Consider the following 22,456-nt stretch of genomic DNA (forward strand, 5'->3'; position numbering starts at 1 on the left):
GTCTCATGTACTCGTTGCTCAGGCGACTTCGCGACCGCGTTCGGGGCGGAGACGAATCACCCGCCCGAACCGACGGCGGGACCGTCACGGAGACGGGCACGCGCCGCTCGCTCGATAGTGACTTCGTTCGCTCGCTCCCGTTCTGGTTGCCCCCGACGCTGCTGGTCGTGCTGTTCGTCTACGGCGCGGTTGGCTGGAACTTCCTCATTTCGCTCACCGACTGGAGCGGCCTCGGCCAACCCGACTACGCGACCGTCGACTTCGAGATGTACGGCCAGCTGCTCGCAGACCCCACCTTCATCACCGCCGCGCGAAACACGGTCGTCTTGCTCGTCGCGTTCACGGCCGTCTCGCTCGTCCTCGGGCTGATTCTCGCCATCCTCGTCGACCGGGACATCCGGTTCGAGAACACGATTCGGACCGTGTACCTCCTGCCGATGAGCCTCTCGTTCGTCGTGACGGCCATCTTCTGGTCGTGGATGTACAACCCGGAAATCGGGCTGATAAACGTCTTTCTCGACACCGTCGGCCTCGGCTTCCTCAAACAGCAGTGGATTAGCGACCCGCAGTTCAAACTCGCCGCCGTCATCTTCGCGCTGATGTGGCAGTTCAGCGGCTACTGCATGGTCGTCTATCTCGCTGGATTGCGTGCGATTCCATCTGACCAGTACGAGGCCGCGAAAGTAGACGGCGCGAGCACGCTGCGCGTCTATCGGCGGGTCATCATCCCACAACTTCGCGGTTCGACGATGAGCGCCGCCGTCGTCCTCATGGTGTTCGCGCTCAAGGCGTTCGACTTCCTCTACGTCTTGTTCGGCGACACGCCCGGCCCCTCGGTGGATATCCTCTCGGTGATGATGTTCAGACAGGCGTTTTCGTCGACGAACTGGGCCTACGGCTCTGCGGTGGCGACGGTCCTGTTCCTGATGGCCCTCGCGGTCATCGGCCCGTATCTCGCCAAACAGTACCAGCGGGGTGACCTATGAGCACCGAACAGACCGGTCTCACCGCCCGTTTCGAGGGTCTCGACTGGCGACGGGTCTGGCTGTACGCCGTCCTCCTCGGCTTCGCTGGATTCTACCTCGCACCGCTCGAAAGCGGCCTCACGACGGCGTTCAAGACGCAGTCTGCGTTCTTCGAGACGACGCCGTTCGTCCCCGCATTTGGCGATGGCTTCACCGTCTCCGCCTGGATGGATGCGTGGGCCACGCTACAGGGACCGATGGTCAATAGCATGCTGTTCGCGATTCCAGCGACCGTCCTCTCTGCGGTTCTCGGCAGTCTCGCGGCGTATGGGCTGACCCACGTCGATTGGCGCGGACAGGTCGTGGTGTTGCTCCTGTTTGTCGCCGGCGTGTTCATTCCCTACCAGTCCGTGCTCGTCCCGCTCTCGCGGTTCTGGACCATCGTAGACCTGCAATCGCTGCTCGCGGGCGTGCCGTTCCTCGCGGAGCGGGTGGGCCTCATCGAGTTGACGGTGACCCACACGGCCTACGGGATTCCGATTTGTACCGTGCTCTTTCGGGGCTACTACCAGACGCTGAACACGGAGATGCTCGAAGCCGCGCGACTGGACGGCGCGTCGCTGTGGCGGGTTTACCGGAAAATCGTCCTCCCGCTCTCGAAGCCGATGTTCGCCGTGACGCTCATCTATCAGTTCACGAACATCTGGAACGACCTCCTGTTCGCACTGGTGCTCGTCACGTCCCCGTCGAATCAGGTCGTCACGCTTGCGCTGAACGAACTTCAGGGCTCGATGGTGACGCAGTACAACCTACAGATGGCAGGCGCGTTCCTCGCGGCGCTGCCGACGCTGGTCGTCTACGTCCTGTTCGGCGACCAATTCGCACGCGGGGTTGCAGGAGAAACATGAGACGACATTCGATTCAACGGAGGAAAGACCGATGGCAGCACTGACGCTCGAACACGTGAGCAAGTTCTTCGACGACGGCGGCAATCAGGTCGTCGCCGTAGACGACCTCTCCGTCGAAATCGAAGACGGCGAGTTCCTCGTTCTCGTCGGCCCGTCTGGCTGTGGGAAATCGACGACGCTCCGGATGATTGCCGGTCTCGAAACCATCTCCGAGGGTGAACTCAAACTCGACGGGACGCGCATCAACGACCGCCAGCCACAGGACCGAGACATCGCGATGGTGTTCCAGTCCTATGCGCTCTACCCACACATGACCGTCCGGGCGAACATGCGATTTGGCTTAGAAGAGTCGAGCGACCTTTCGTCGGCCGAAATCGACAGCAGAGTCGAGGCCACCGCCGATAAACTCGGCATCGAACCGTTGCTCGGTCGCAAGCCCGCGGAACTGTCTGGGGGCCAGCAACAGCGCGTCGCGCTCGGCCGCGCTATCGTCCGCGACCCGGCCATTTTCCTGATGGACGAACCGCTCTCGAATCTGGACGCAAAACTGCGTTCGCAGATGCGTCTCGAACTTCAACAGTTACAGGAAGACCTCGGCGTGACGACGGTGTACGTCACCCACGACCAGACCGAGGCCATGACCATGGGCGACCGCATCGCCATCCTCGACGACGGCGAACTCCAGCAGGTGGCGACGCCGCTCGAAGCCTATCACCAGCCGGCCAATCGCTTCGTCGCCGGGTTCATCGGTGACCCGTCGATGAACTTCTTCGAGTGCGCCGTCGAGGGTGACCGGCTCGTCGCAGACAGGCTCGACTATTCACTCACCGGCCAGCGACGGGAGGCCGTGGCGGGCGAAGACAGAGTTACGCTCGGCGTCCGACCTGACGACATCGAACTCGTCGAGACGGCGACCGACCCACACGACTTCGAAGCCGTCGTGGACGTCGTCGAGCCGATGGGCAACGAAAACCACATCTACCTCCGCTTTGCCGACGACGAGTCCGAGACGCAGTTCGTCGTGAGCGAGCGAAGTCTTCGTCCGGCAACCGCGGGTGACCACGTCGTCGTCCACATTCCAGAAGAAGCGATTCATCTGTTCGGCGATTCCGGGGCGGCGCTTCACAATCGGACGCTCGAATCGGCCCCCGAACCCCGTCCCTGACCCCGGTTCCTACTTCTTTACTATTGGTGTGACGTGTACTCGTCGGGCGTGTACGTTTTCAGTTCGAGGGCGTGGATGTCCGTCGTCATATGCTCGCCGAGGGCGTCGTACACCATCTGGTGTTGCTGGACGAGCGTCTTGCCTTCGAAGGCGGGCGAGACGACGAGGGCGGCGAGATGTTCGCCGTCGTTTCGCGGGTCGCTGACGGTGGCTTCTGCATCCTCGATGTTCTCCTCGATGAGCCGCTCGATTGCTGCGAGGTCCATGCCCATACAAGGTTGCCCGAGCCTGAAAACGGTTCAGGTCGGGCGGTCGCGTCTGTCACAGAAAGTATCATATGTGATTACCGATAACTATTGTGGACATGACTGGAACCGAACAGAATGCGCTGGCACTCGATATCGAAACGATAGCTCCGGCGCTCGCTCCCGGGAAACAGCCGCGCTTTCGAAACTCTTCTGATTTTGAGGTTTTTGCCGTCAATGCTGCTCTTCGCGACGATGGTGGCGACATCTCGACACGAACCTTCTTTCGCGATGCATCGGGACCGACGAGCGAACTCTCCCTCATCGAGACGGCGATGGAGTGGTGTACGGCACAGAACCCGTCTGTGGTGTACTCCTACAACGGCGAGTCCGTCGGATTCGTCCAGCTGGCACGTAGACCCGAACTGGCCGCCGCGGAGGCTGGCGTCTCGGAGACGGCGACCGAACGAGTCGAGGAATTTCTCCGCACGACGCGGAGCATCGACCTGAAGAGATCGGTCTGGTCACGGTTCGGTCGGGTGCTCAAATTCGACGAGGCGGTCTACGAGGCGACGGGACGGCCCGTTCCGGCGACCCGCTGGCGGGCGTACGACCACGGATTCGACATCGAAGGGGCGCGAGAGACGGCGGGTCTCGACCCCACTTCGCCCGAACTCCAGGCCACAGACATCCCGCTGCTCGGCAACCACTACTTGTCGCGGTGTGACGCCGGTGAAGGGTCGAGCAATGAGTTCGCCGAACTGCAGGCGATGCTCCGAGACTATTGTACCACAACCCTCTCCTGCCAGTTCGAACTCGCCGCGGAGTTCGCCTAACTCGGCTCAGGTCCAGCGGTCGAGGCCGGTCTGGACGACGGATTCTTCGATGCGCTCGAACCCGCGGGCGACTTCGGCTGCCGGAATCTCCCACGTCTTGGTGACGTACTCCTTTGCGGCCTTCAGGTCGGGTGAAATGTCGGTGTTGAACTCGTAGTCGTCGGTTACGTCCGGTTCGAGAAACAGGCCGCGGATGAGGTCCGCGTGTTCGATGTAGGCGTCTCTGGCTTCGAGGACGGCCCAGAGGTCGCCGTGTTCTTTGACCAGCTTCACGGCCGTTTTCGGCCCGATGCCCGAGACGCCCTCGTTGAAGTCAGTGCCCATGAGAATCCCGATGTCGACCAGCTGTTCCCATGTGATGTCGTGTTTCGCAAGCGTGGCTTCCAGGTCCATCAGTTCGGGGTCGCCCTTGCTCGTGAGTTGTCGCAGGGTGTAGGGTGCGCCGAGCAAGAGCGCGTCGTAGTCTTCGCTCCCGACGTAGTCCACGTCGCCGTTGCGGGCCATGTACGCGGCCTGTGCTTCACCTTCTGCGGGTGCTTCGATGATGGGAACGTCGAGGAGCCTGAGCAGGTCCCGAGTCGTCTGGTGGATGGTGTCGGTGAGGCGAATCGTCCGCGCCTCCTGACGGGCGGCCTCGATGGCGTCGCCGCGTTCTCGTGCCTCCTCGGCAGCTTTCTCAGCCTTCTTCTTCTGTTCGCGGCGCTCCTCGATTTCGTCTGCTTTGAAATCGACGACGGCGCCGTCGAACACCATCACTGGCGTGAGGTCGTGTTCGAAGAACTTGGGAAGACCTTGAATCAGGCCGATGAGGTTCGCGACCTCCTCGCCGCCGCTCGTGGTGTAGATTTCGTCGCGGGTCCACTTGACCGTCGTCGTGAGGTAGCGATACAGCCAGTTGTGGGCGTCCACCGCCACGACGGAGCCTCCGAGTTCGTCGAACGACACGTCCTCGATGACGGCGAGCTGGCGGAGGTCTGCGTTTCCCATACTCCTCCATTCGGCGGTGAGCGTTTCAATCTCCCGACCGCCGGTGGGTATTTATCGTCAGAGGCTCAATATGAAGCTGGAGCTTATCGAATGGCTACAGGCAAAGTGACCTTCTTCCACGACCGGAAGGGGTACGGATTTATCGAGACCGACGATTACGACGACGATGTGTTCTTCCACATGGAAGACATCGGCGGCCCCGACTTAGAAGAGGGTCAGGAGCTTGAATTCGACATTGTCGAATCGGACAACGGTCCTCGCGCACAGAACGTAAAGCGACTCTAGCGAAACTGAGTATTTTCCTTATTTCGGCGGCTGAGCGGAGCGTCTGTCTTCGAGAAACGACAGTTCCTCCGCAGAGAGTCCATCACGGCTCCGAAACACGTCGAGACCCGCTTGGTAACGGTCACGAGACCGGTCGCCCGGGTGCGCACAGACGAGTTCTGCGAGCCCCGTCTGTTCCCCGGTGTAGCCAAACCCTGCCTTCCAGACTGCCTCGTAGGCGAAGGGGTTGTTGACGGCGATTTTCACCGTCTCGTACCCTCGCTCGTGAGCCGCGTCGGTGGCAAACGAGACCAGTTCAGCCCCGATGCCCTCGCCGCGACGTGCTTTCTTCACCGTCACGTAGCGCAACCAGAGGGTCGTCTCGTCGGTTCGGTCCTCGTTGAACGCGATGGCGGCCACGAGTTCCTCGCCGTCTCGGGCCACCGCCTTCCCGGTACTGGACATGACGAACTTACCGGCGTAGGAAAACGCGCGATAGTCGAGTCTGAGCGTCGGCCCGTCGGGCGGCCAGCCGAGTACCGCGTACTCCATACGACCGATACGGAACGCCCGCGAGAAGTAGCCTCCGACTAGCAGTTCGGCCCCGGCTCAACGTCGTCGGTCCAGTCGGGGACGCCAATGGTGGTCGAATTGATGTCCCTGAGCGTGCGCGTCTCGCCCCACGTGACGGTTTCGCCGTCGCGGGTGAGCGTCACGTCGGTGTGCGAGTAGCGCACGAGGCCGTCCGTAGAGATTACGAGGACGGCTCGGTAGGATTCGACGGTGGTCGCAGCGCCGGTCGAGAGCGTCCCCTGCGGATCTGCGGTGGCGTACACCGTCGCGTTCACGCCGTCGTAGCGAATCCGCTCGACTTTCGCGAAGTCGAGTTCGGAGACGAGGTAGGTGAGGCGGTGGGCGTCTGCGACGGCGGCCACGTCCACCGGTACGCGCAGTGAGTCGTTCTCGTACGGTTCACACGTCTTCCCCGTCAGGTAGTTGGTCGGCTTCTCGGGATACACCGTCGTCGCGTTATAGGCGGTCCACGCGTCGGTGGTCACTCGCCGGTCAAAGTGGCGCGTCGTGCTCCCGGCACTCCGGATGTGGTCGGCCCAGTGGAGGTGGGAGATGTCGCGGCTCTCGTCCACCTCGATGGTCTCCTCGGCCCGGAACTCGCGGTCTTCGCCCTCGTTCGCAGACCAGTGGCGGGCGAAACTCGTGACGCTCTCTAAGCCAGCGAGCCCGGTCACGTGGGCGGCAACGAGGCGGCCCGCGTCGAGCGATACTGCCTGTCCGGTCTCGATTTCGGCGTCAGAGTAGGATGGACCCTCGAATTTGTCGAGCGGTTCGGGCGTGGGAGTCGGCGTCGGCGTTGGCGTCGGGGTTACCGTCGGCGTTGCCGTCGCCGTCGGTTCTGTGGTTTGTTGACCGCCCGAACTCCCACCCGATGTTGGCGACGCACTGCTCCCGCCCGAGGGGGCCGGCTGTGCCGACGGTTGTGTGGTCATCGCTGTCTGCGTCGGTGTCGCTGTCGTCGTTGGCGGCGGCGTCACCGCGGGAGTCGCGGTGGGTGCGGGTGTTTGCGTCGCAGTCTGTGTTGTCGTTGCCGGCGGAGCGGTCGTGGTGCCCGTCTCGGTCTTCGTGACGGCCGTCGTCGAATCGGCCGTCTTCGCCGTCGCGTTCGCAGTGACGATTTCGGTCTGTGTGGCGGTCTCTGATTCCGCAGGAAGTTGTTGATTCGTCTGGTTCGTCGCCCCACACCCGGCGAGAGAAACGAGTAATGCAAGCAAAATGGGAAGCGCCCGTTGCATACTCCGACATTTTCCGAGATTATCTTAATACTTGTCATGCTTTGAGTAACAGACTGACCGGCGATGAACGTAAATCACTCCTGTGTGAATAAATTCAGTATGCACGGTGGACGTGATGTCACGCTCTTCGACCGATTCGCTCCGCTCTACGAACGGGCCATGCCCGCTGCCGACCGCGACGTGCTCGAAGCGGGACTCGCGTATGCGACCCGCCCAGTCACGCGTCTGCTCGACGTTGGCGGGGGCACGGGACGGGCCTCGCGGGCGCTCTCGGTCCCAGAACCCGTCGTCGTCGATGCGGCAGGCGGAATGCTTCGTGAGGCGACCACGCGCGGACTCGCCGCCGTCCAGGGCGACGCGACCCGGTTGCCGGTGCAGACGGCGAGCGTGGACGCGGTGGTCATCGTGGATGCGCTCCACCACATGCCTCGGCATCGCGCTGTAATCGCGGAGGCGGCCCGCGTCCTGCGACCCGGCGGCGTCCTCGTGGTTCGTGAATTTGACCCCGAAACGCTCCGCGGGCGGGCGCTCGTCGCCGTGGAGCGGTTGGTGGGATTCGATTCGACGTTCGACACGCCTCACGAACTCGCCGGATTGATGAAGGCTGCGGGCCTCGAACCCGCGGTTCCCGACACCGGCTTTGGCTTCACCGTCGTCGGGCGGATGACTGAAAGCGAGACGCACATAGTCTCCGAGTCCTGAGTACTTCGTATGAGTGACACCGCCTCCGCCCGTGTCGCTGCGACGCCTCGAACCGCCCTGCTCGCGCTCGGTGACCTCGCCCTCATCGCCCTGTTCGTCTTCCTCGGCCAACAGGAACACGGCACCGAGGGCCTGCTCATGGTCGCCGCGCCGTTCCTCATCGGCTGGCTCCTCGTCGCTCCGCTCGTCGGCCTCTACGACGGCCGCCAGTACGACCTGAAGACAACCGTCGGCCTCACGGCCGGGGCTTGGGTCGGCGCGGCGCTGATTGGGCAGGCGCTCCGTGCGACAGAATTCTTCCCCGGTGGCTTGGCCATCGCCTTCGTCATCGTCTCGATTGTGGTCGGTCTCGTGCTGCTCGTCCCCTTCCGGGCGCTCGTGGCCTACGCGACTTGAGCGCGCTGGGCACGCCGGGAGAGGACGAATCCGATGAGCGACCCCGTCGCGCCGAAGCAGGCGAGGACGGTAAAGAGCACCATCGGTGAGAAGTACGTGAGTAAGGTTCCGGCGATGACGCCGCCGGCCGCCCCCACGCCGAAGACGAAGAAGTACGTGTAGCCGTAGGAGAGCCCACGAGCCGCGGCAGGCGTGTATTCGGCGATGCTCGCCTGGTAGATTGGTTGCACCATGAACAGCGTAAAGCCGAGTGCGACGCCCACCAGCAAGAACGGAATGACGCCAATTGCTGCGGCCGGGACGATGACGAGCGCGATGACCGAAAGCGTGCCGAACCCGGCCATGATGCCGTACTCGACGGGGACGCGGTCGGTGAGTTTGCCACCAGCATACTGCCCCATCACCCCAACCATCAGGAGGCCGGAGTAGACGTACCGGCTCAGTTCGTCACGAGCGATGTCAAAGGAAAAGCCGGCCAGTTGTACGGTCGTGCCGTCGAAGCCGAGGAACTCGGTGATGAGTGCGGGTAGGAAAGTGAGTGCGCCGCGGTAGTAGAGCCCCGACATCATGGCGACGGTGAGCACGAGGGCGAATCCACCGACGAAGAGCGCCCGCGATTCGCTAACGAATTCAGAAACCGAAGAGATGGGTTCGCTGTCCGTCTCCTCACCGCCGTCAGCAGTGACTGCGGCCTGTTCGTCGACCTTGACACGCCCGGCGTAGAGCGCGGCGAGGCCCGCCGGAATCGCGAGCAGACCGACGACGATGCGCCAGTCGTAGGCCAGCAAGAGCAGCGAGGTGACGAGCGGGCCGAGCGCGATGCCGAGATTCCCGGCGACGCCGTGGTAGGCGAAGGCGCTGCCGCGTTCAGTGACCCCGCGGCTGATGAGCGCGAGGCCAGAGGGGTGGTACACGCTCGCGGCGACGCCCCACAGCAGGAGCGCGGCGGCGACGACGAGCAGATTCGGTGCGAGGCCGAGCAGCAGGAACGAGCCGCCCATGCCGAGCAGGCACGCGGTGATGAGCGGGCCGGAGCCAAACCGGTCTACCAGCACGCCGCTCGGGAGCGCCCCGATGCCAAACAGCGCGAACCCGGCGGAGACGACGAGGCTAATGGTGGCCTCGTTTACGCCGAACTCGGCCATCCAGATGAGTAATAGGATGGGGATAGAGAGTTCGTAGGTGTGGACCATCGCGTGGGCGACCATCACGAGCCCCACGATGGATTTGTCGTTACGGTTCACTGGCCAGGAAGTCGCCTGCCAGGGGTGAAAAACCGTCGGTACCGGCAGATGATAGGTCGTGCCGGGGCGCGCCGGCACGTCCCGTCGTATTGTGCGAGTTGACAGTAACAGCATCCACGTGACGTGAATTGGATGAACTCGCGCATTGTGGTACGGTTACACACAGCATGAACGTTGAGATGGAGTTAAGTTTCGCCTTCAAGTTGTTGATACATACAAAATCAGATATATATGCGCACCGGACGATTCCCGGGAGATTTCGTGTAGTACGCCCCTGGGATTCGGTTTTTCGCCAATCTGCCATTTCTATAAGTTATGAGGATAATTTGAATATCGTATTTCGAATTTATGTAGTACCTTTTCCTTATGATATCTGCCACCTATGGGAAACACTTATACATCTAATTCCCCTTGTTAGTAACAGATTATGACTGGTTATTACGACATCATTCTGGGACTCATCCCCCTCTCCCTCGGAGGCATCACCGGCTTGCTCATGCTCGCAGGCCTCGAACTGACTACCGCCGTGCCAATTGCGGCACTCGTCTCCGTCGGGCTCATCGTCCACGGCCTGTTCGTAAACGGCCCCGTCGATGCGACCACGCCACCGGCCCCGAACACGGCCAACGAACGACCACCGAAAATCGGCTCTGCAGACTAACACCAGTCACCTCTCTCTCTCTCTCTCTACTCTCTCGGCGCTTTTCTCTGCGCGCGTTCCTGCCGCGATTTCTGCTGTCACCACACCTAAGGCGGAGACGCCACTATCTCTCGCTATGCCCCACGAGAGCGCCGCCGTCAGATTCCTGACCAGCGACGACCTTGCCGGACTGGCAACGCCCGCAGAGTACCTAGCCGCGGTTCGCGAGGGCTACCGCGAACGCGGAAACGGCGCACCAGCCGAACCCCGAACCAAACTCGTAAACGAGTCACCACCGGGGATGCTCACGAGCTACCTCGCCATCCTCCCCGAGATGGGCGTGATGGGCGGCTACATGTACGCCGCCGGCTTCACCGGCCGGGACGCCCAGTTCGCCACGCCGCTGTTCGACGCCGAGACGGGCGCGATGAAGGCCCTCCTTGACGGCGCGAGCATGAACCCCTTCAAGACCGGCGCGGCAGGCGCGGTGGGCGTCGATGCCCTCGCCCGTGAAGACGCCTCTACGCTTGCTATCATCGGCAGCGGCGCACAGGCCCGCGGTCAACTGAAAGCTACCGCCACCGTCCGCGACCTCGAGTCGGTGTACGTTTATTCGCCGACAAAGGAGAATCGCGAGTCGTTCGCTGCCGAGTTCAACGAAATACTCGACGCCACCGTCGCGGCCGTCGCCTCAAGCGCTGCCGCCGTCGAGAAGGCGGACATCGTCATCACCGCGACGAACGCCTCGGAACCGGTGTTCGACGGCGACCGACTCGCCCCCGGCACCCACGTCACCGCGATGGGCCAGTACAACCCGAACAAACGCGAACTCGACGCGACGACCATCCAGAACGCGAAGTACGTCCCCGACCTCCGCGCCCGGGCACTCTCTGACGCCGGGTCGTTCCTGCAAGCGATGGACGAGGGCGTCGTCACCGAAGACCACATCCACGCCGAACTCGGTGAAATCGTCGCCGGAAAGGAACCGGGTCGCGAATCCGACGACGAAATCACCGTCTTCGACAGCGGCGGCACGGGTATCGAAACCGTGGCAGCGGCGCAGTTGCTCTACGAGAAAGCAGTCGAGCAGGAATTAGGACAGGAAATCGACTTCTCGCCTGCGAGTCAGGCGTTGACAGGCGAGTGACATCCTCCCACGACTAAAGTCGTGGGCTTCCCACGCCCGCACCGCCGTATAATCAGAGATACGACGCCAGTCCAACCGCCTGCACCAGCGAAATCCCGCTCACGAGCGCACCGAGCAAGTAGCCGCCGATTGCGCCGCCGTTCAGCAGTGGCAGACCGGCGTGTGGCTTCCCCTTCATGACCATGAACATCAGGACGAGCAGCCCCAGCATCGTCCCAATCAGGGCGGTGAGGGCTGGCAGATTCATCGTGAGTGCCCCAACGTCGAACATCGGCGCGGGCGCGAACACGGCCGCGCTGGCCACCATCACGGTGGGCATGACGGCGTCGCCGAGGCCGATGAAGAAGGCGTCGCGTTCGCCGTCGTCGTCGGCTTCCGTTGGTTCTGCGTCGTCATCCTCCGTCGCATCGTCGTCGGAGCCTTCTGCGAGAAACGAATACGAGAGCGACAGCGGGACGATGAGGATGACGGGCACTTTGATGTCCATCACGCCCTCGGCGAGCGTGAGCATGTGTTCGGTGCCGTAGACGCTGATGGCGTCGTAGACGGCGAGGGCGGTGAGCAGGACGATAGCCGGCAGGAGGCCGAAGCTGATGCCGAAGAGGCCTGCTGCGCCCGCGCCCATTACGATGCCGACGGCGTCGATGACGTACCACTCGGGGTAGGCGAGTAGGAGGACGGCGAGCAACCCTGCGGCGACCACCGGGAGGATGTGCGTTGGCGCACCACCGATGGAGACAGTCACGACTGGCGGAATGAGGATGGTAAAGACGTAGAGTGAGACGAGCGCGCTTGAGAAGACGATGAGCCCGCGGATGACCCACGTCAGGTCGAGTTTAAATGCGAGGAGCATCACGCCCGTTGCGACGAGTATTGCGGCGATGTAGACGACGCTGTTCGTCGGGTCTTCGGGGTTCTCGACTGCCTGATAGCCGGCCGTATCGAAGGGCTGGACGAGTGCGAGCGCACCCAGTTGGACGAGGAGGAAGATGCCGACCGTGGCGGCGGTGGCGAGATACATCCGCGAGCGATGGTCCATACAAAAAGCAGGCGGGCCGTCGCCTTTTTCGTTTCGCTACCGGGCGTAGAGCTTCACGCCGATGAGTGTCGCCGGGCGTCGGTCAGACGAGATGGCGACGTAGGGCTGGGAGACGGGGCCGAACACGTCCACGATGCGGCCCACTTCCTCGAGATTCTCGTCTATCACCTCGGTCCCGATGTTCGGGTATTCCTCGCCCGGAAGCCGAACGATGGCGAGTCCCTGTGCGACCCGCGACACCTCGCCGACGCGCTTCATTCGCGGAGAACTCCGACGTAGACGGCGACCGCTTGCACGAGGTCGCTTTTGCCCGCATCGTCTGCGTTCTTCACGAGGACGCGCCCGCGGGTCTCGAACTCGCGGGAGTAGGCTTTGTCGCGCTCGATGACCGCGTCGTAGCCGACCTGCTGGACGGCCTTTGCGATTTCATCGACCGTGGGGTTCTCGACGGCGAGGTCTTCTGGGACGCGACGGCCCTCGCTTCGCGTCAACGCAGCATCGAGATAGGCGGGCCAGATGACGTTCTCGACCATATCCGTGAGAATGCCCGCCCGGATTAAACGCCTTCTGTTGTCGAAACGGGTGGTAGCTTAGACGCGCCGGAGCGCGAACAGCGTCGCTGCGACGAGCGCGACGACGGCGGCCGTGACGCCGAAGCCGGGTCCGTCAGCGTTCGTCTCGGTCGAATTCTCCGTCGTCTCGTTCGCCTCGGTCTGCGTGGCCGTCGCCGTCTCGGTGATGTTCGCTGCGGCGTACGCCTCGGGGTGGAACGCCTTCGCCATCTCGGCGAGCGGGTTGACGACTCGAGGCGCCGGCTGGTTCAGTTCGTTCGCGTCGAGGGTCACGATCTGCCCCTGCTTCACGGCGGTCGTTTCTGTGTAGGGAGCCTGCTCAGGAACGCGCGGCTCCGGGACGCCCGTGTCCACGACGATAAACTCGGGGTCCTGTTCGGCCACGACTTCGTCGGAAATCTGGGCGTAGCCCGTGATGCCCGCCTCTGCGGCGACGTTCTGGCCGCCGGCGCGCTCGATGAGCGAGTGGATGAACGTCCCGTTACCGGCGGTGAAGCCACCGGTCAGGTAGAGCACGCGGGGTTCGTCCTCGCCCTCGGTGGCGTTCTCGACGATGGCGACCTGTCCTTTCATGGCGTCGACTCGCTCGGTTGCGCCTTCACAGGCACCCACGAGGTTGCCGGTCAACAGCGTTTTCTCGTAGACGGCGTCGAGAGATGCAGCTGCTTCGAATTTGTAGACGGTGAGGCCGGCCTCACGGAGTTTCGACACCGTTTCGTCGGGGACGATGTTCGGGGCGAGAACGAGGTCCGGGTCGAGCGCGACGACCTTCTCTACGTTCACCGAAAACTGGTCTTCGTTCACGACGTTTTCGCGGGAGTCAGCCCCTTCGAGGGAGCTGGTGTAGCTGTTTACGGGCATCCCGACGACCTTCTCTTCCGCGCCGATTTCCCACATCGTCTGGGCGGCACTCGGCTGAAGGGCGACGACCGATTCGAGTTCGCCGTCAACGGTGACTTCGGTTCCCGTGGCGTCCGTCGCCGTGAACGGGAACGAGCAGTTCTCCTGTTGCATCGCGGGTGCTGTGTCGGACGTGGCAGCCATCGCGGGACCAACCCCGCCGACGAGCACCACGAAAACCGCAAGCACTCGGATGAGTCTCGTGTTCATCGTAGTACACCCTCGCCCGTTATGCAATAAGTATTTATCTAACGCAAGCACGGTTTCAATCATGCGCCAGGAGCTACGAGTGAGTGCGTGGGTTTCGGGCCTGCTGGTCGCGCTTTTCGCGGTAATCCTCGTGAGCGCGGCCATGGGGCCGGTCCGCATCGACCCGCTCACCGTGGCAAAAATTCTCCTGGAACACACCCTCGTTGTGCCCTCGGACGTGTCGCTTCAGCTGCAATCCGCGTCGATTCCATTCCTCAACGCTGGCGTTCCGGTCCCCAACATCGACGTCTCGGTTCGCCCACTCCTTGCGTTTGACGTCCCCGCGACGAGCGAGACCATCGTTTTCAAACTCAGACTGCCACGCATCCTGCTCGGGGCCGTCGTCGGGTTCGCCCTCGCCGCCGCCGGCACGGTGATGCAGGGGTTCTTCCGCAATCCGATGGCCGACCCGTCCATCGTCGGCGTCTCCTCCGGGGCGGCCCTCGGCGCGGTCGCGACCATCGCCTTCCCCCTCGCCATCCCCTTCGGACTGCAGGCGGCGGCGTTCGCCGGCGCACTCGTCACCGCCTTCGCCGTGTACGTCCTCGCCACCGAGAACGGTCGAACCCCCGTCGCCACGCTCCTGCTCGCCGGGGTCGCCGTCCAGACCTTCCTCGGCGCGGTCATCTCGTACACCCTGCTCCAGAGCGGCGACGGCCTCAGGGAGGCAGTTTTCTGGTTGATGGGGCACCTCCACGCGAGCACCTGGGCGAGCGTCACCGTGACCATCCCGTTCGTCGGCCTCGGCGTGGCGATTCTGTTCGCCTACACGAGCGACCTCAACATCCTGCTCATGGGCGAGGAAGATGCTCACTCACTCGGTGTCGAAGTCGAGCGGACGAAGCGCATCCTGCTTGCCGTCGCGAGCATCGTCACCGCCGCCGCAGTCGCGGTCTCTGGCGTCATCGGCTTCGTCGGCCTCATCGTCCCCCACGTCATGCGCCTGCTCGTCGGCCCCGACCATCGCATTCTGTTGCCGACGAGTGCCATCGCCGGGTCAGTGTTCCTCGTCGCCACGGACACCGTCGCCCGAGCGGGGGCCGCAGAACTTCCCGTCGGCATCGTCACCGCCGCCCTCGGCGCTCCCTTCTTCCTCTACTTGCTCCGTCGTCGGGAGGTGCATCGCCTGTGATTTCAATAGACGGAATTTCCGTATCCTTTGGCCCGGTGGACGTGCTCAACGCGATTTCCGCGAACGTCGAGGCTGGCACGTTCGTCGGACTGGTCGGCCCGAACGGTGCGGGCAAGACGACGCTCCTTCGGGCGATAAACGGTGCAATCGACCCGGATTCTGGGACGGTTGCGGTCGATGGACAGAACGTCCACGACCTCTCGGCGAAGGCGGCCAGTCGGCTGGTCGCGACCGTCCCGCAGGACACGTCGGTGGCCTTCCCGTTCCCCGTCCGCGACATCGTCGCGATGGGGCGTCATCCCTACCAGTCCCGGTTCGACCGCCAGACGACGGCTGACGCGAACGCGGTAGACCGCGCCCTCGCACGGACGCAGACCGAACAATTCGCCGACCGGAACATCGACGAACTCTCGGGCGGGGAACGCCAGCGCGTCATCCTCGCCCGCGCACTCGCTCAGGAAACGCCCGTGCTCCTGCTCGACGAACCGACGGCAAGTCTCGACATCAACCACCAGGTCAGGACGCTCGAACTCGTCTCCGACCTCGTCGCCGAGGGCAAGACCGCCGTCGCGGCGATTCACGACCTGAACCTCGCGGCCCACTACTGCGACGAACTGCTCTTGCTCGCAGACGGGCAGATGCTCGCCGCAGGCGCGCCGGAGTCCGTCCTCACGGAAGAGGCTCTCGCGAGCGCATTCGACACGCGAGCGGTCGTCGCCCGCCACCCGGTAACCCACTCCGTCTACGTGACCGCACTGCCCGAACGCGGCGCATCCCGAGACGCACACGTCCACGTCATCGGCGGCGGTGGCACCAGTTCACGACTCCAGTATCTCCTCTCTGCGGCGGGTTACGAGGTGACCGTCGGCGTTCTCAACGAGGGTGACTCGGACCTCGATACCGCGCGGTTGCTCGGCTTAGAAACCGTGGTCGAAGCCCCGTTCGCCCCACTTTCAGACGAGACGATAGCCGCGGCCCGCGAATTCGTTAGGGAAGCCGACGTAACCGTCCTCGCGGACGTGGAAATCGGCATCGGCAATCAGCCCATCCTCGACCTCGCGGGCGCAGCAGACCGCTTGCTCGTCGTCGAAGAACGACCGTTCGCCGAGCGAAACTACGCCGGCTCGACGGCGAGCATCGCCTACCGTGATCTCTGTGCGTGGGGTGCCGTCGTCACACCGAGTGACCTCCTCGGAGCCGTCGATTCGCTCGTCTCGCCGCAAAACAGTGTATAGTCGGAACCGTTACTGGCCACCAGCGTCCGGGTCTTCGTCGGAGCCTTCGCCACCGTTTCCGTTGCCATCGGTTCCGTTCCCATTTTCGTCGCCACCGTTCGACTGGTTCGCGTTGAGGTCTTCCCACCGAACCGACCCGGCTTCCTGAATCGCCGCCGGCGTGAGTTGCGGGTCAGTTAGAATGGCTCTCGCCAGTCCCACCGGACCGACTCCCTCTTCGGGAAGATTCTCCGCGTCTTCGAATTCGAAGTCCACGTCCTCGTCTGCGACGTCGCCGACGACGACGCGCATGACCATGCCGAACACCTCGTGCGGGGCACAGTAGACGTCGTAGACGCCTGCCTCTTCGAGCGTCAGCAGCCAGACTTCGGGAACCGGTCCCGTCTGGTCGTCAGTGTCGTTCTGACCGGAATCGTCGCCGTTGCCGCCTTGGCCACCGTCACCCCCTTCGCCCGGGACCGGTGCGGTCCCCGGGACCCAACCGAGGACTGGCGAGGAGAACCCGCGAATCCCCTCCGGGTGGCGTCTCGCCTGGCCGAATGCGTTCGAATACGACGTTACCGTGTGTCGCGGCGTGTCGAAGACGAATTTCAAGACGTCGCCCGGTTCGACGTGCAGTCCCGTCGGCTGGAAGAAGAAATCGAGCGGTCGATTCGGATTCGTCGGCGGGAAGGTCTCGAGTAAGTGGACGACGTGTGCCGTCACCGTCTCTCCATCGCCATTTTCTCCATTTTCTCCCTCGTCGTCTTCCTGTAACCGACCGTAGGTCCAGGTAGCCGGGTCGGCCGTCGAGGACGCTCCAACGCCGGTCAGAAACGGTATCGCGGCACCCGCGCCAACCGCTCTCAGCACGCTGCGGCGTCGCGGCCACGCGGTCTTCATCTCGCCTGTCTGGTCATCATCGATATGTACCATGGGCAAGTGACAGTTCACCAGGTCGAATCTTTGGTATACTTCACGAATACGTGACTGGGGCCATTATTGATATCTTAATCCAGATGGTTTCGACCGACGGGAAGTCACTATTGTTTGAACGATGATTCGTTTGTGTTCGCTGCCCTATGCGTCAGCGTATCTCGGTTCTGCGGACGGAACCGAGCCCAATGTTCACGATTATCTGACTGTCCGATACATTAATCTATTCATTCTGTGTATATTACCTGAAGATGGTAAACAAGGCCGCAGTTATCGCGCTCGCGGTTGTCGTGTTTACCTCCCTGTCAGTTGGGGGGTTGCTGGGGATGCAACTGGCGACGAAGCAAGGAGATGACGCTGACCTTGGGGGAGACAGCACGACGACGCAGACGGACGTACAGACACAACAACCGGGAGCACAGACGACGGAAGTCGCGACCACCGAGCGTCCATCGGTCCGGCCCAATTCGATAAACGAGACGCGGGTCGAGCTGCTCGTCTACGAACGGATCAACGCAGAGCGGAAAGACCGGGGCGTGCAGACGCTTCGAACTGACAAGACGCTGGTAGAGATGGCGACCTACCACACCGACGATATGGTTGAGAAGGACTACTACAGCCACACCTCGCCGAGCGGTGAAACCGCAGAGGACCGGTATCGCAACTACGGCCTCTACGAGCAGTGTAAAATCCTCGATAATTCGAAGGGCTACTACCACCGCGGCGCAGAGAACATCGGTCGCACCACAGTCGGGATGAACTACACCGTCAACGGCGAACAGCGCATCAACGAGAACGAACAGCAGGTCGCAGACGCGCTGGTGAATGCGTGGCTCGCCCGGAACGTTGACTCGCGATACGTCGTCTTCGAGGACGCAGACGAGGTCGGTGTGGGCGTTCGAGTTACCGACGATGGTATCGTGTACGCCACCGCCACGTACTGCTAACGTCGGCTTTTTCCTTTATTTGACCAGATAGCTCACGCCAGCGCCGACCAGCCCCGTCGGCACCGCGAACAACAGCAGACTGCCGCCGAGTTGGGCGAGCGGGAGGTCACCGACGAGACTCAACAGGCCGAGCGAGACGAGGCTCCCGCCAACGTAGCCGAGGGCGACGAGTACGCCGACCAGCCGGGCAGCCTCTCTCGTCCCGACACAGAACCCGCAGATGCCGGCCAACAGCGGGCCACAAAGCAGCGTCACGGTGGCCGCGACGAGGACGAAAATCGAGCCGAGAAACTGCCCCCGAAGGAGACTCGCAAGCAGTCCAATGCTCCCGAGGCCGGCGTTCACGAGGACGAAGAACCCGCCGATTTGCAGTACGGGCTTCCGGGTGGGGGCGTCGTCCATCGCTCGTTGCTACCGAGGTCAGTACCAAAGGTGTTGTGACAGGTCACTGGGCAGTATTTTTGAGCCAGGGAGACCTATCGATGGCAATGGGTTCGGGAGACGCGAGGCTCGTCGTGCTCGCCGTTGCACTGGCAGGGCTCTTCGCGACCATTCCCACACCAGATGGACTCACACAGACGGGGCAATTCGCACTCGCGACTGCCATTTTTGCCGCGGTTCTCTGGGTGACTGGGGCACTCCCGCTCCCGGTCACGGCACTGTTGATACCCGTCCTGCTCACGCTCTTTGGTGTCACTCCGCAACTGGGAGACGCGCTCACCGGATTTGCAGACCCCGTCGTCTTCCTGTTGCTCGCGGGATTCATGCTCGCCGCGGCGCTCCAGCGTCAGCGATTGGACCGGAGAATCGCGTACGTCTTGCTGCTCAGGCTCGGCACGTCGCCGCGACGACTCGTTCTCGCCGTGATGGTGGCGACGGCGTCGCTCTCGATGCTCATCTCGAATACGGCGACGACGGCGATGATGGCCCCCATCGGACTCGGTCTGGCGACGCAGGTAACGGGGCCGACCGCCGGGCACACCAATCTCCACCGGTCGTTACTGCTCGGCATCGCCTACGCGGCGAGCGTCGGCGGTGTCGGGACGCTCATCGGCACACCACCAAACGCCATCGTGGTCGCGGCACTCGACGAGTTTGCGGGCATCCAAATCAGTTTCCTTGAGTGGATGGTCGTCGGCATCCCAGTGGTCGCGCTCACACTCCCGCTTGTCTGGTTCGTTCTCACGTTCGTGGTCTTTCCACCGGCCACAAGCGACGTCTCTGCGGCCCGCCGCAAGACGAAGACCGCGCTCGAACGTGACGGTCCGCTCACGCCAGCAGCTCGCCGTGTCGCCCTCATCTTCTGCGTGACAGCCGGCCTGTGGGTACTCGGCGGACTCGGGGTTCTTTTCGAGGACGTCCTGCCAGCCCCGGTGTATACGACGCTGTTTGGCGGTCCGGGACCGAGTCTGGTCGGTGGCGGTGCTCACCAGGGGGCGCTCTACTTCGTCATCGTCGGTTTGCTCTCGATTCCGGCACTCCTCCTCGCTGACACCGTAACCTGGGACGACCTTGCGGACATCGACTGGGGCACGCTCTTACTTCTCGGTGGCGGCCTCTCGCTTGCGAACGCACTCACCGAAACCGGAGCCACCGCGTGGCTCGCGACCAGTGTGTTCGGTTCGGTCATCGACGCACCGCTAGTCGTGGTACTATTCGTCATCGTGTCCGTGACCATCCTGGCGGGCGAACTCGCATCGAACACCGCCATGGCCGCGATTCTCGCCCCGGTTCTCATCACCGCCGGCCTCGAAAGTGGGGGTGCGTTCGGCGTCGGACCAACTGACGTCGCCCTGTCGCTCGCGCTGGCCGGCGCACTCGCCGCGAGTTACGGCTTCGCGCTTCCCGTGGCGACGCCGCCAAACGCCATCGTGTACGGCACGGGCGAACTCACACGCGGAGAGATGTTACGGGCGGGGCTCCTCCTCGACGTGGTCATGTCGCTCGTCCTGACCGTGTTGTTCTCGCTGCTGCTTCGGGTGTGGCCCGTCCTGCTCGCCTAGAGCAGGAAGGTGAGCGTCCAGAGGACGACCATGCCCGTCACGAGCGTCGCGACCAGGTTCTCGGTGCGCCAGGCGACGGCTCCGGCGATGATGCCCGCAATGAGCCGATGATTCGAGAACGTGAGGGCGAGCGATTCGTCTACGAGCAGGAAACTGGGGACGACGAGCGCCGCAAGCACCGCCGCCGGGACGAATCCGAGCGCGCGCTCTGCTCGCGGCGGAAGGTCGTTCATCCAGCCGAACAATTGGATGAACGAGAGGCGGATGAGAAACGTTCCGAGGCCTGCGACGAGGATGATGCCCCACAGGGTGAGCGGGTCGATATTCACCGCCATCTACCGACCACGCTCCGCGACGACGACGCCGACGACGATGCCACACAGTGCGCCGACGAGGAGGCCGAGGTTGAACGGGAATCCCGCCGCGGCGACAGCGACACCTCCGCCCACGACGGCGGCCGCGACGGAGGGGCGATTTTTCATCGTGGGGACGAGCAGCGCGAGGAAGATGAGCGGGACTGTAAAGCCGAGGTTCCACTCGGACGGAATGCTCGCGCCGAGGACGATGCCGACCATGGTCGCGATTTGCCAGACGATCCACAGCGGGAGCGCGACGCCGAGGTAGTACCACCGTTTTTTGACGTCTTCCTGTTCGAACTTGAGAATCGAGAGGGCGTAGGCCTGGTCGGTGAGGACGTAGGAGAGTAGGAGTTTCCACCGTTCCTCTAACCGCTGGAAGTGGGGTGCAATGGAGGCACTGTACATCATCATGCGAACGTTGATGACGAGAACGGTGACGACGATGACCAGCGCCGGGGCGTCCTGACCGATGAGTTCGATGGCCGCGAGTTGCGACGCGCCCGCGAAGATGATGACCGACATGCCGAGGGCGTGGGCCGCAGAGAGCCCAACCTCGATGGCGGCCACCCCGGAGATGAGGCCGAAGGGCACGATGCCGAGGATGAGGGGGAGACAATCGACGACTCCCGAGCGAAAACTGGCCCGAGCAGCAGACATACACAATGGTCGGCCGCAGTCGCGGATAACGCTTGCTTTCCGACGAAATTAGACCCGCGCTCCCCAGCCGAGGTGGGGGTGTTTGCGCATGAACGAGACGAGCGCCGGCGCGTAGGTCACGAGCGGCGGGCACTCGATACCAGAGCCGTGGAGGTCGCGAATCGTGTTCGGACAGACGTAACTCGTCGGGTGGTCGAAGTAATCGACGACTGCCGGGTGAATTCGGAACAGGTCGTACACGCCGGGCACGTAGTCCAGCGCGTTCTTCGCGAGGAATTTCGGCAGCGGAACACGGAGCAAGCGCCGGTCGGCCGCCGCCTCGAACGCGGCGAGTAGTTCGCTCGCCGTTGGCGGATCGGGGTCACAGAGTTGGTAGACCGTGTCTTTCGATCCCGGCTGTTGGCTAAGGTGGGCGATGGCCGCCGCCACGTAGTCGCGGGGGACGAGATTCACCTCCGTTCGCGATGGTTTCCCGACGACCGGAAGCACCACGCGCCCGCTCCGGCGGAGCATCCACTGGAGAATGTAGTACGGCCCGTCGTACTTCTGCGTGCCGCCGGTGTCGCTGTCGCCGACGACGATGGCGGGCCGGTAGATGGTCGTCGCGAGTCCCCGGCGCTTCGCTCGCTGGACGGCCAGTTCGGCTTCGAACTTCGATTCTTCGTAGTGATTGTTGAACGACTGACCGACGTCGAGGTCTTCCTCGCCGAAGACGCCTTCGTGACGACCGCTCACGTAGCACGTCGAAACGTAGTGAAACCGGTCTGCGTCGGCTTCTCGGGCGAACGCGAGGACGTTCTCCGTCCCGTCGCGGTTGACTGCCATCGCCACCTCTCGTGAGACGCCGAGGTCGTAGACGGCGGCGAGGTGGAACACCTGGTCCACCGCCTCGTGTAATTCCTCGGGCGCATCGAGGCCCAATCCTTCCGCCGTGATGTCGCCCTCGACGAATTCCACCCGGTCTGGAGTCGTGTCTGCCCACGCGGCGACGACACCGCGCCTGCGCTCTGCTCGCTTTCGGAAGCGTGGCTGGACGAGACAGGTGAACGTCGTCTCCTCGTCGGTTACCGCGAGCAGGCGTTCGAGCACCGCGTCGCCGAGGAAGCCGGGAAAGCCGGTGAAAAAGACGTGCGTCATCGGC

Annotated in this window: 27 protein-coding genes; 13 read left to right on the forward strand and 14 right to left on the reverse strand. The window is 63.1% G+C overall.

Annotated elements, in window-relative coordinates; genetic code table 11:
- Window positions 1–5: 5 nt before the first annotated feature.
- Genes P0648_RS09545 through P0648_RS09555 form a run of 3 tightly spaced genes read left to right on the forward strand, consistent with a single transcriptional unit; the run spans window position 6 to window position 3,038 of the window.
- Entirely contained in the window at window positions 6–986 is a 981-nt protein-coding gene (locus tag P0648_RS09545) for a carbohydrate ABC transporter permease (protein WP_276247484.1), read from the forward strand.
- The gene (locus P0648_RS09550; RefSeq protein ID WP_277503765.1) at window positions 983–1,873 is read left to right on the forward strand and encodes a carbohydrate ABC transporter permease; all 891 of its coding nucleotides are present in this window, start codon (window positions 983–985) and stop codon (window positions 1,871–1,873) included. The genes P0648_RS09545 and P0648_RS09550 overlap by 4 nt, the downstream gene beginning before the upstream one ends.
- Before the next feature lie 31 nt (window positions 1,874–1,904).
- A complete protein-coding gene (locus P0648_RS09555) occupies window positions 1,905–3,038 on the forward strand; it encodes an ABC transporter ATP-binding protein (protein WP_276247482.1) in 1,134 nt (377 codons plus the stop codon).
- Window positions 3,039–3,058: 20 nt separating this feature from the next.
- Here the strand turns inward: P0648_RS09555 and P0648_RS09560 are convergent, their stop codons facing one another.
- Window positions 3,059–3,304, reverse strand: coding sequence for a BolA family protein (locus P0648_RS09560; RefSeq protein ID WP_276247481.1), 246 nt, complete (start codon window positions 3,302–3,304; stop codon window positions 3,059–3,061).
- A gap of 98 nt (window positions 3,305–3,402) precedes the next feature.
- Here P0648_RS09560 and P0648_RS09565 point away from each other — a divergent pair, with 98 nt between their 5' ends.
- On the forward strand, window positions 3,403–4,119 hold the full coding sequence (locus P0648_RS09565; RefSeq protein WP_277503766.1) for a hypothetical protein: 717 nt from the start codon (window positions 3,403–3,405) through the stop codon (window positions 4,117–4,119).
- Window positions 4,120–4,125: 6 nt separating this feature from the next.
- Here P0648_RS09565 and fen read toward each other — a convergent pair whose 3' ends face one another.
- The gene (gene fen, locus P0648_RS09570) at window positions 4,126–5,106 is read right to left on the reverse strand and encodes a flap endonuclease-1 (RefSeq protein ID WP_276247479.1); all 981 of its coding nucleotides are present in this window, start codon (window positions 5,104–5,106) and stop codon (window positions 4,126–4,128) included.
- 90 nt (window positions 5,107–5,196) lie between these two features.
- Between fen and P0648_RS09575 the strand changes: the two genes are divergently transcribed.
- Complete coding sequence (locus P0648_RS09575) at window positions 5,197–5,391, forward strand: cold-shock protein (RefSeq protein ID WP_276247478.1); 195 nt, start codon at window positions 5,197–5,199, stop codon at window positions 5,389–5,391.
- 18 nt (window positions 5,392–5,409) lie between these two features.
- On the opposite strand, the gene P0648_RS09580 is transcribed toward P0648_RS09575, so the two are convergent.
- Window positions 5,410–5,922: a GNAT family N-acetyltransferase gene (locus tag P0648_RS09580; RefSeq protein ID WP_277503767.1), complete on the reverse strand. Its 513-nt coding sequence runs from the start codon at window positions 5,920–5,922 to the stop codon at window positions 5,410–5,412.
- Window positions 5,923–5,960: 38 nt separating this feature from the next.
- Entirely contained in the window at window positions 5,961–7,178 is a 1,218-nt protein-coding gene (locus tag P0648_RS09585) for a hypothetical protein (protein WP_277503768.1), read from the reverse strand.
- Window positions 7,179–7,277: 99 nt separating this feature from the next.
- Between P0648_RS09585 and P0648_RS09590 the strand changes: the two genes are divergently transcribed.
- Complete coding sequence (locus tag P0648_RS09590; RefSeq protein WP_276247475.1) at window positions 7,278–7,880, forward strand: class I SAM-dependent methyltransferase; 603 nt, start codon at window positions 7,278–7,280, stop codon at window positions 7,878–7,880.
- 9 nt (window positions 7,881–7,889) lie between these two features.
- Window positions 7,890–8,276 (forward strand): DUF3054 domain-containing protein, encoded by a 387-nt coding sequence (locus P0648_RS09595; protein ID WP_276247474.1) that lies wholly within the window; start codon window positions 7,890–7,892, stop codon window positions 8,274–8,276.
- Here P0648_RS09595 and P0648_RS09600 read toward each other — a convergent pair.
- A complete protein-coding gene (locus tag P0648_RS09600) occupies window positions 8,264–9,520 on the reverse strand; it encodes an MFS transporter (protein WP_276247473.1) in 1,257 nt (418 codons plus the stop codon). The genes P0648_RS09595 and P0648_RS09600 overlap by 13 nt on opposite strands.
- Before the next feature lie 427 nt (window positions 9,521–9,947).
- On the opposite strand from P0648_RS09600, the gene P0648_RS09605 reads away from it, so the two are divergent.
- Entirely contained in the window at window positions 9,948–10,181 is a 234-nt protein-coding gene (locus P0648_RS09605; protein WP_276247472.1) for a hypothetical protein, read from the forward strand.
- 115 nt (window positions 10,182–10,296) lie between these two features.
- On the forward strand, window positions 10,297–11,307 hold the full coding sequence (locus tag P0648_RS09610; RefSeq protein ID WP_277503769.1) for an ornithine cyclodeaminase family protein: 1,011 nt from the start codon (window positions 10,297–10,299) through the stop codon (window positions 11,305–11,307).
- 52 nt (window positions 11,308–11,359) lie between these two features.
- Here the strand turns inward: P0648_RS09610 and P0648_RS09615 are convergent, their stop codons facing one another.
- Genes P0648_RS09615 through P0648_RS09630 form a run of 4 tightly spaced genes read right to left on the reverse strand, consistent with a single transcriptional unit; the run spans window position 11,360 to window position 14,028 of the window.
- Window positions 11,360–12,346, reverse strand: a complete 987-nt coding sequence (locus tag P0648_RS09615) for a presenilin family intramembrane aspartyl protease PSH (RefSeq protein WP_277503772.1) — start codon at window positions 12,344–12,346, stop codon at window positions 11,360–11,362.
- Between the two features lie 36 nt (window positions 12,347–12,382).
- Complete coding sequence (locus tag P0648_RS09620; RefSeq protein ID WP_276247469.1) at window positions 12,383–12,604, reverse strand: H/ACA ribonucleoprotein complex subunit GAR1; 222 nt, start codon at window positions 12,602–12,604, stop codon at window positions 12,383–12,385.
- Complete coding sequence (gene srp19, locus P0648_RS09625) at window positions 12,601–12,879, reverse strand: signal recognition particle subunit SRP19 (protein ID WP_276247468.1); 279 nt, start codon at window positions 12,877–12,879, stop codon at window positions 12,601–12,603. The genes P0648_RS09620 and srp19 overlap by 4 nt, the downstream gene beginning before the upstream one ends.
- 57 nt (window positions 12,880–12,936) lie before the next feature.
- Window positions 12,937–14,028, reverse strand: coding sequence for a PGF-CTERM-anchored ABC transporter substrate-binding protein (locus P0648_RS09630; RefSeq protein ID WP_276274929.1), 1,092 nt, complete (start codon window positions 14,026–14,028; stop codon window positions 12,937–12,939).
- 61 nt (window positions 14,029–14,089) lie between these two features.
- Between P0648_RS09630 and btuC the strand changes: the two genes are divergently transcribed.
- Window positions 14,090–15,199, forward strand: a complete 1,110-nt coding sequence (gene btuC, locus P0648_RS09635; protein WP_276247466.1) for a vitamin B12 ABC transporter permease BtuC — start codon at window positions 14,090–14,092, stop codon at window positions 15,197–15,199.
- Complete coding sequence (locus tag P0648_RS09640) at window positions 15,196–16,434, forward strand: heme ABC transporter ATP-binding protein (protein ID WP_277503773.1); 1,239 nt, start codon at window positions 15,196–15,198, stop codon at window positions 16,432–16,434. Before btuC ends, P0648_RS09640 begins: the two co-directional genes overlap by 4 nt.
- 9 nt (window positions 16,435–16,443) lie before the next feature.
- Here the strand turns inward: P0648_RS09640 and P0648_RS09645 are convergent, their stop codons facing one another.
- Window positions 16,444–17,349, reverse strand: coding sequence for a plastocyanin/azurin family copper-binding protein (locus P0648_RS09645; protein ID WP_277503774.1), 906 nt, complete (start codon window positions 17,347–17,349; stop codon window positions 16,444–16,446).
- A gap of 251 nt (window positions 17,350–17,600) precedes the next feature.
- On the opposite strand from P0648_RS09645, the gene P0648_RS09650 reads away from it, so the two are divergent.
- Window positions 17,601–18,296 (forward strand): CAP domain-containing protein, encoded by a 696-nt coding sequence (locus P0648_RS09650; protein ID WP_277503776.1) that lies wholly within the window; start codon window positions 17,601–17,603, stop codon window positions 18,294–18,296.
- 15 nt (window positions 18,297–18,311) lie between these two features.
- On the opposite strand, the gene P0648_RS09655 is transcribed toward P0648_RS09650, so the two are convergent.
- Window positions 18,312–18,698, reverse strand: a complete 387-nt coding sequence (locus P0648_RS09655) for a hypothetical protein (protein ID WP_277503777.1) — start codon at window positions 18,696–18,698, stop codon at window positions 18,312–18,314.
- An 86-nt stretch (window positions 18,699–18,784) separates the two neighbouring features.
- Between P0648_RS09655 and P0648_RS09660 the strand changes: the two genes are divergently transcribed.
- Entirely contained in the window at window positions 18,785–20,299 is a 1,515-nt protein-coding gene (locus tag P0648_RS09660; protein ID WP_277503778.1) for a DASS family sodium-coupled anion symporter, read from the forward strand.
- On the opposite strand, the gene P0648_RS09665 is transcribed toward P0648_RS09660, so the two are convergent.
- From P0648_RS09665 to P0648_RS09675, 3 genes are read right to left on the reverse strand one after another with little or no spacing between them, the layout of a single operon-like run.
- Entirely contained in the window at window positions 20,296–20,634 is a 339-nt protein-coding gene (locus P0648_RS09665; protein WP_277503780.1) for an AzlD domain-containing protein, read from the reverse strand. The two genes, P0648_RS09660 and P0648_RS09665, sit on opposite strands and share 4 nt — an antisense overlap.
- Window positions 20,635–21,315, reverse strand: a complete 681-nt coding sequence (locus P0648_RS09670) for an AzlC family ABC transporter permease (RefSeq protein ID WP_277503782.1) — start codon at window positions 21,313–21,315, stop codon at window positions 20,635–20,637.
- Window positions 21,316–21,363: 48 nt separating this feature from the next.
- Window positions 21,364–22,452: an SDR family oxidoreductase gene (locus P0648_RS09675; RefSeq protein WP_277503784.1), complete on the reverse strand. Its 1,089-nt coding sequence runs from the start codon at window positions 22,450–22,452 to the stop codon at window positions 21,364–21,366.
- Between the last annotated feature and the right edge of the window lie 4 nt (window positions 22,453–22,456).

Origin of the sequence: Haladaptatus sp. DYSN1 (genome assembly GCF_029489995.1) — an archaeon.
In the GTDB taxonomy this organism is placed as follows: Archaea; Halobacteriota; Halobacteria; order Halobacteriales; family Halococcaceae; genus QDMS2.

Bases quoted from the DNA above. Each gene is read 5' to 3' on its own strand.
- P0648_RS09545 (WP_276247484.1), top strand. From the start codon at position 6: ATGTACTCGTTGCTCAGGCGACTTCGCGACCGCGTTCGGGGCGGAGAC.
- P0648_RS09620 (WP_276247469.1), bottom strand. From the start codon at position 12,604: ATGAAGCGCGTCGGCGAGGTGTCGCGGGTCGCACAGGGACTCGCCATC.
- P0648_RS09645 (WP_277503774.1), bottom strand. From the start codon at position 17,349: ATGGTACATATCGATGATGACCAGACAGGCGAGATGAAGACCGCGTGG.
- srp19 (WP_276247468.1), bottom strand. From the start codon at position 12,879: ATGGTCGAGAACGTCATCTGGCCCGCCTATCTCGATGCTGCGTTGACG.
- P0648_RS09660 (WP_277503778.1), top strand. From the start codon at position 18,785: ATGGGTTCGGGAGACGCGAGGCTCGTCGTGCTCGCCGTTGCACTGGCA.
- P0648_RS09595 (WP_276247474.1), top strand. From the start codon at position 7,890: ATGAGTGACACCGCCTCCGCCCGTGTCGCTGCGACGCCTCGAACCGCC.
- P0648_RS09560 (WP_276247481.1), bottom strand. From the start codon at position 3,304: ATGGACCTCGCAGCAATCGAGCGGCTCATCGAGGAGAACATCGAGGAT.
- fen (WP_276247479.1), bottom strand. From the start codon at position 5,106: ATGGGAAACGCAGACCTCCGCCAGCTCGCCGTCATCGAGGACGTGTCG.
- P0648_RS09630 (WP_276274929.1), bottom strand. From the start codon at position 14,028: ATGAACACGAGACTCATCCGAGTGCTTGCGGTTTTCGTGGTGCTCGTC.
- P0648_RS09565 (WP_277503766.1), top strand. From the start codon at position 3,403: ATGACTGGAACCGAACAGAATGCGCTGGCACTCGATATCGAAACGATA.
- P0648_RS09575 (WP_276247478.1), top strand. From the start codon at position 5,197: ATGGCTACAGGCAAAGTGACCTTCTTCCACGACCGGAAGGGGTACGGA.
- P0648_RS09675 (WP_277503784.1), bottom strand. From the start codon at position 22,452: ATGACGCACGTCTTTTTCACCGGCTTTCCCGGCTTCCTCGGCGACGCG.
- P0648_RS09605 (WP_276247472.1), top strand. From the start codon at position 9,948: ATGACTGGTTATTACGACATCATTCTGGGACTCATCCCCCTCTCCCTC.
- P0648_RS09655 (WP_277503777.1), bottom strand. From the start codon at position 18,698: ATGGACGACGCCCCCACCCGGAAGCCCGTACTGCAAATCGGCGGGTTC.
- P0648_RS09590 (WP_276247475.1), top strand. From the start codon at position 7,278: ATGCACGGTGGACGTGATGTCACGCTCTTCGACCGATTCGCTCCGCTC.
- P0648_RS09665 (WP_277503780.1), bottom strand. From the start codon at position 20,634: ATGGCGGTGAATATCGACCCGCTCACCCTGTGGGGCATCATCCTCGTC.
- P0648_RS09610 (WP_277503769.1), top strand. From the start codon at position 10,297: ATGCCCCACGAGAGCGCCGCCGTCAGATTCCTGACCAGCGACGACCTT.
- P0648_RS09670 (WP_277503782.1), bottom strand. From the start codon at position 21,315: ATGTCTGCTGCTCGGGCCAGTTTTCGCTCGGGAGTCGTCGATTGTCTC.
- P0648_RS09550 (WP_277503765.1), top strand. From the start codon at position 983: ATGAGCACCGAACAGACCGGTCTCACCGCCCGTTTCGAGGGTCTCGAC.
- P0648_RS09555 (WP_276247482.1), top strand. From the start codon at position 1,905: ATGGCAGCACTGACGCTCGAACACGTGAGCAAGTTCTTCGACGACGGC.
- btuC (WP_276247466.1), top strand. From the start codon at position 14,090: ATGCGCCAGGAGCTACGAGTGAGTGCGTGGGTTTCGGGCCTGCTGGTC.
- P0648_RS09580 (WP_277503767.1), bottom strand. From the start codon at position 5,922: ATGGAGTACGCGGTACTCGGCTGGCCGCCCGACGGGCCGACGCTCAGA.
- P0648_RS09615 (WP_277503772.1), bottom strand. From the start codon at position 12,346: ATGGACCATCGCTCGCGGATGTATCTCGCCACCGCCGCCACGGTCGGC.
- P0648_RS09650 (WP_277503776.1), top strand. From the start codon at position 17,601: ATGGTAAACAAGGCCGCAGTTATCGCGCTCGCGGTTGTCGTGTTTACC.
- P0648_RS09585 (WP_277503768.1), bottom strand. From the start codon at position 7,178: ATGCAACGGGCGCTTCCCATTTTGCTTGCATTACTCGTTTCTCTCGCC.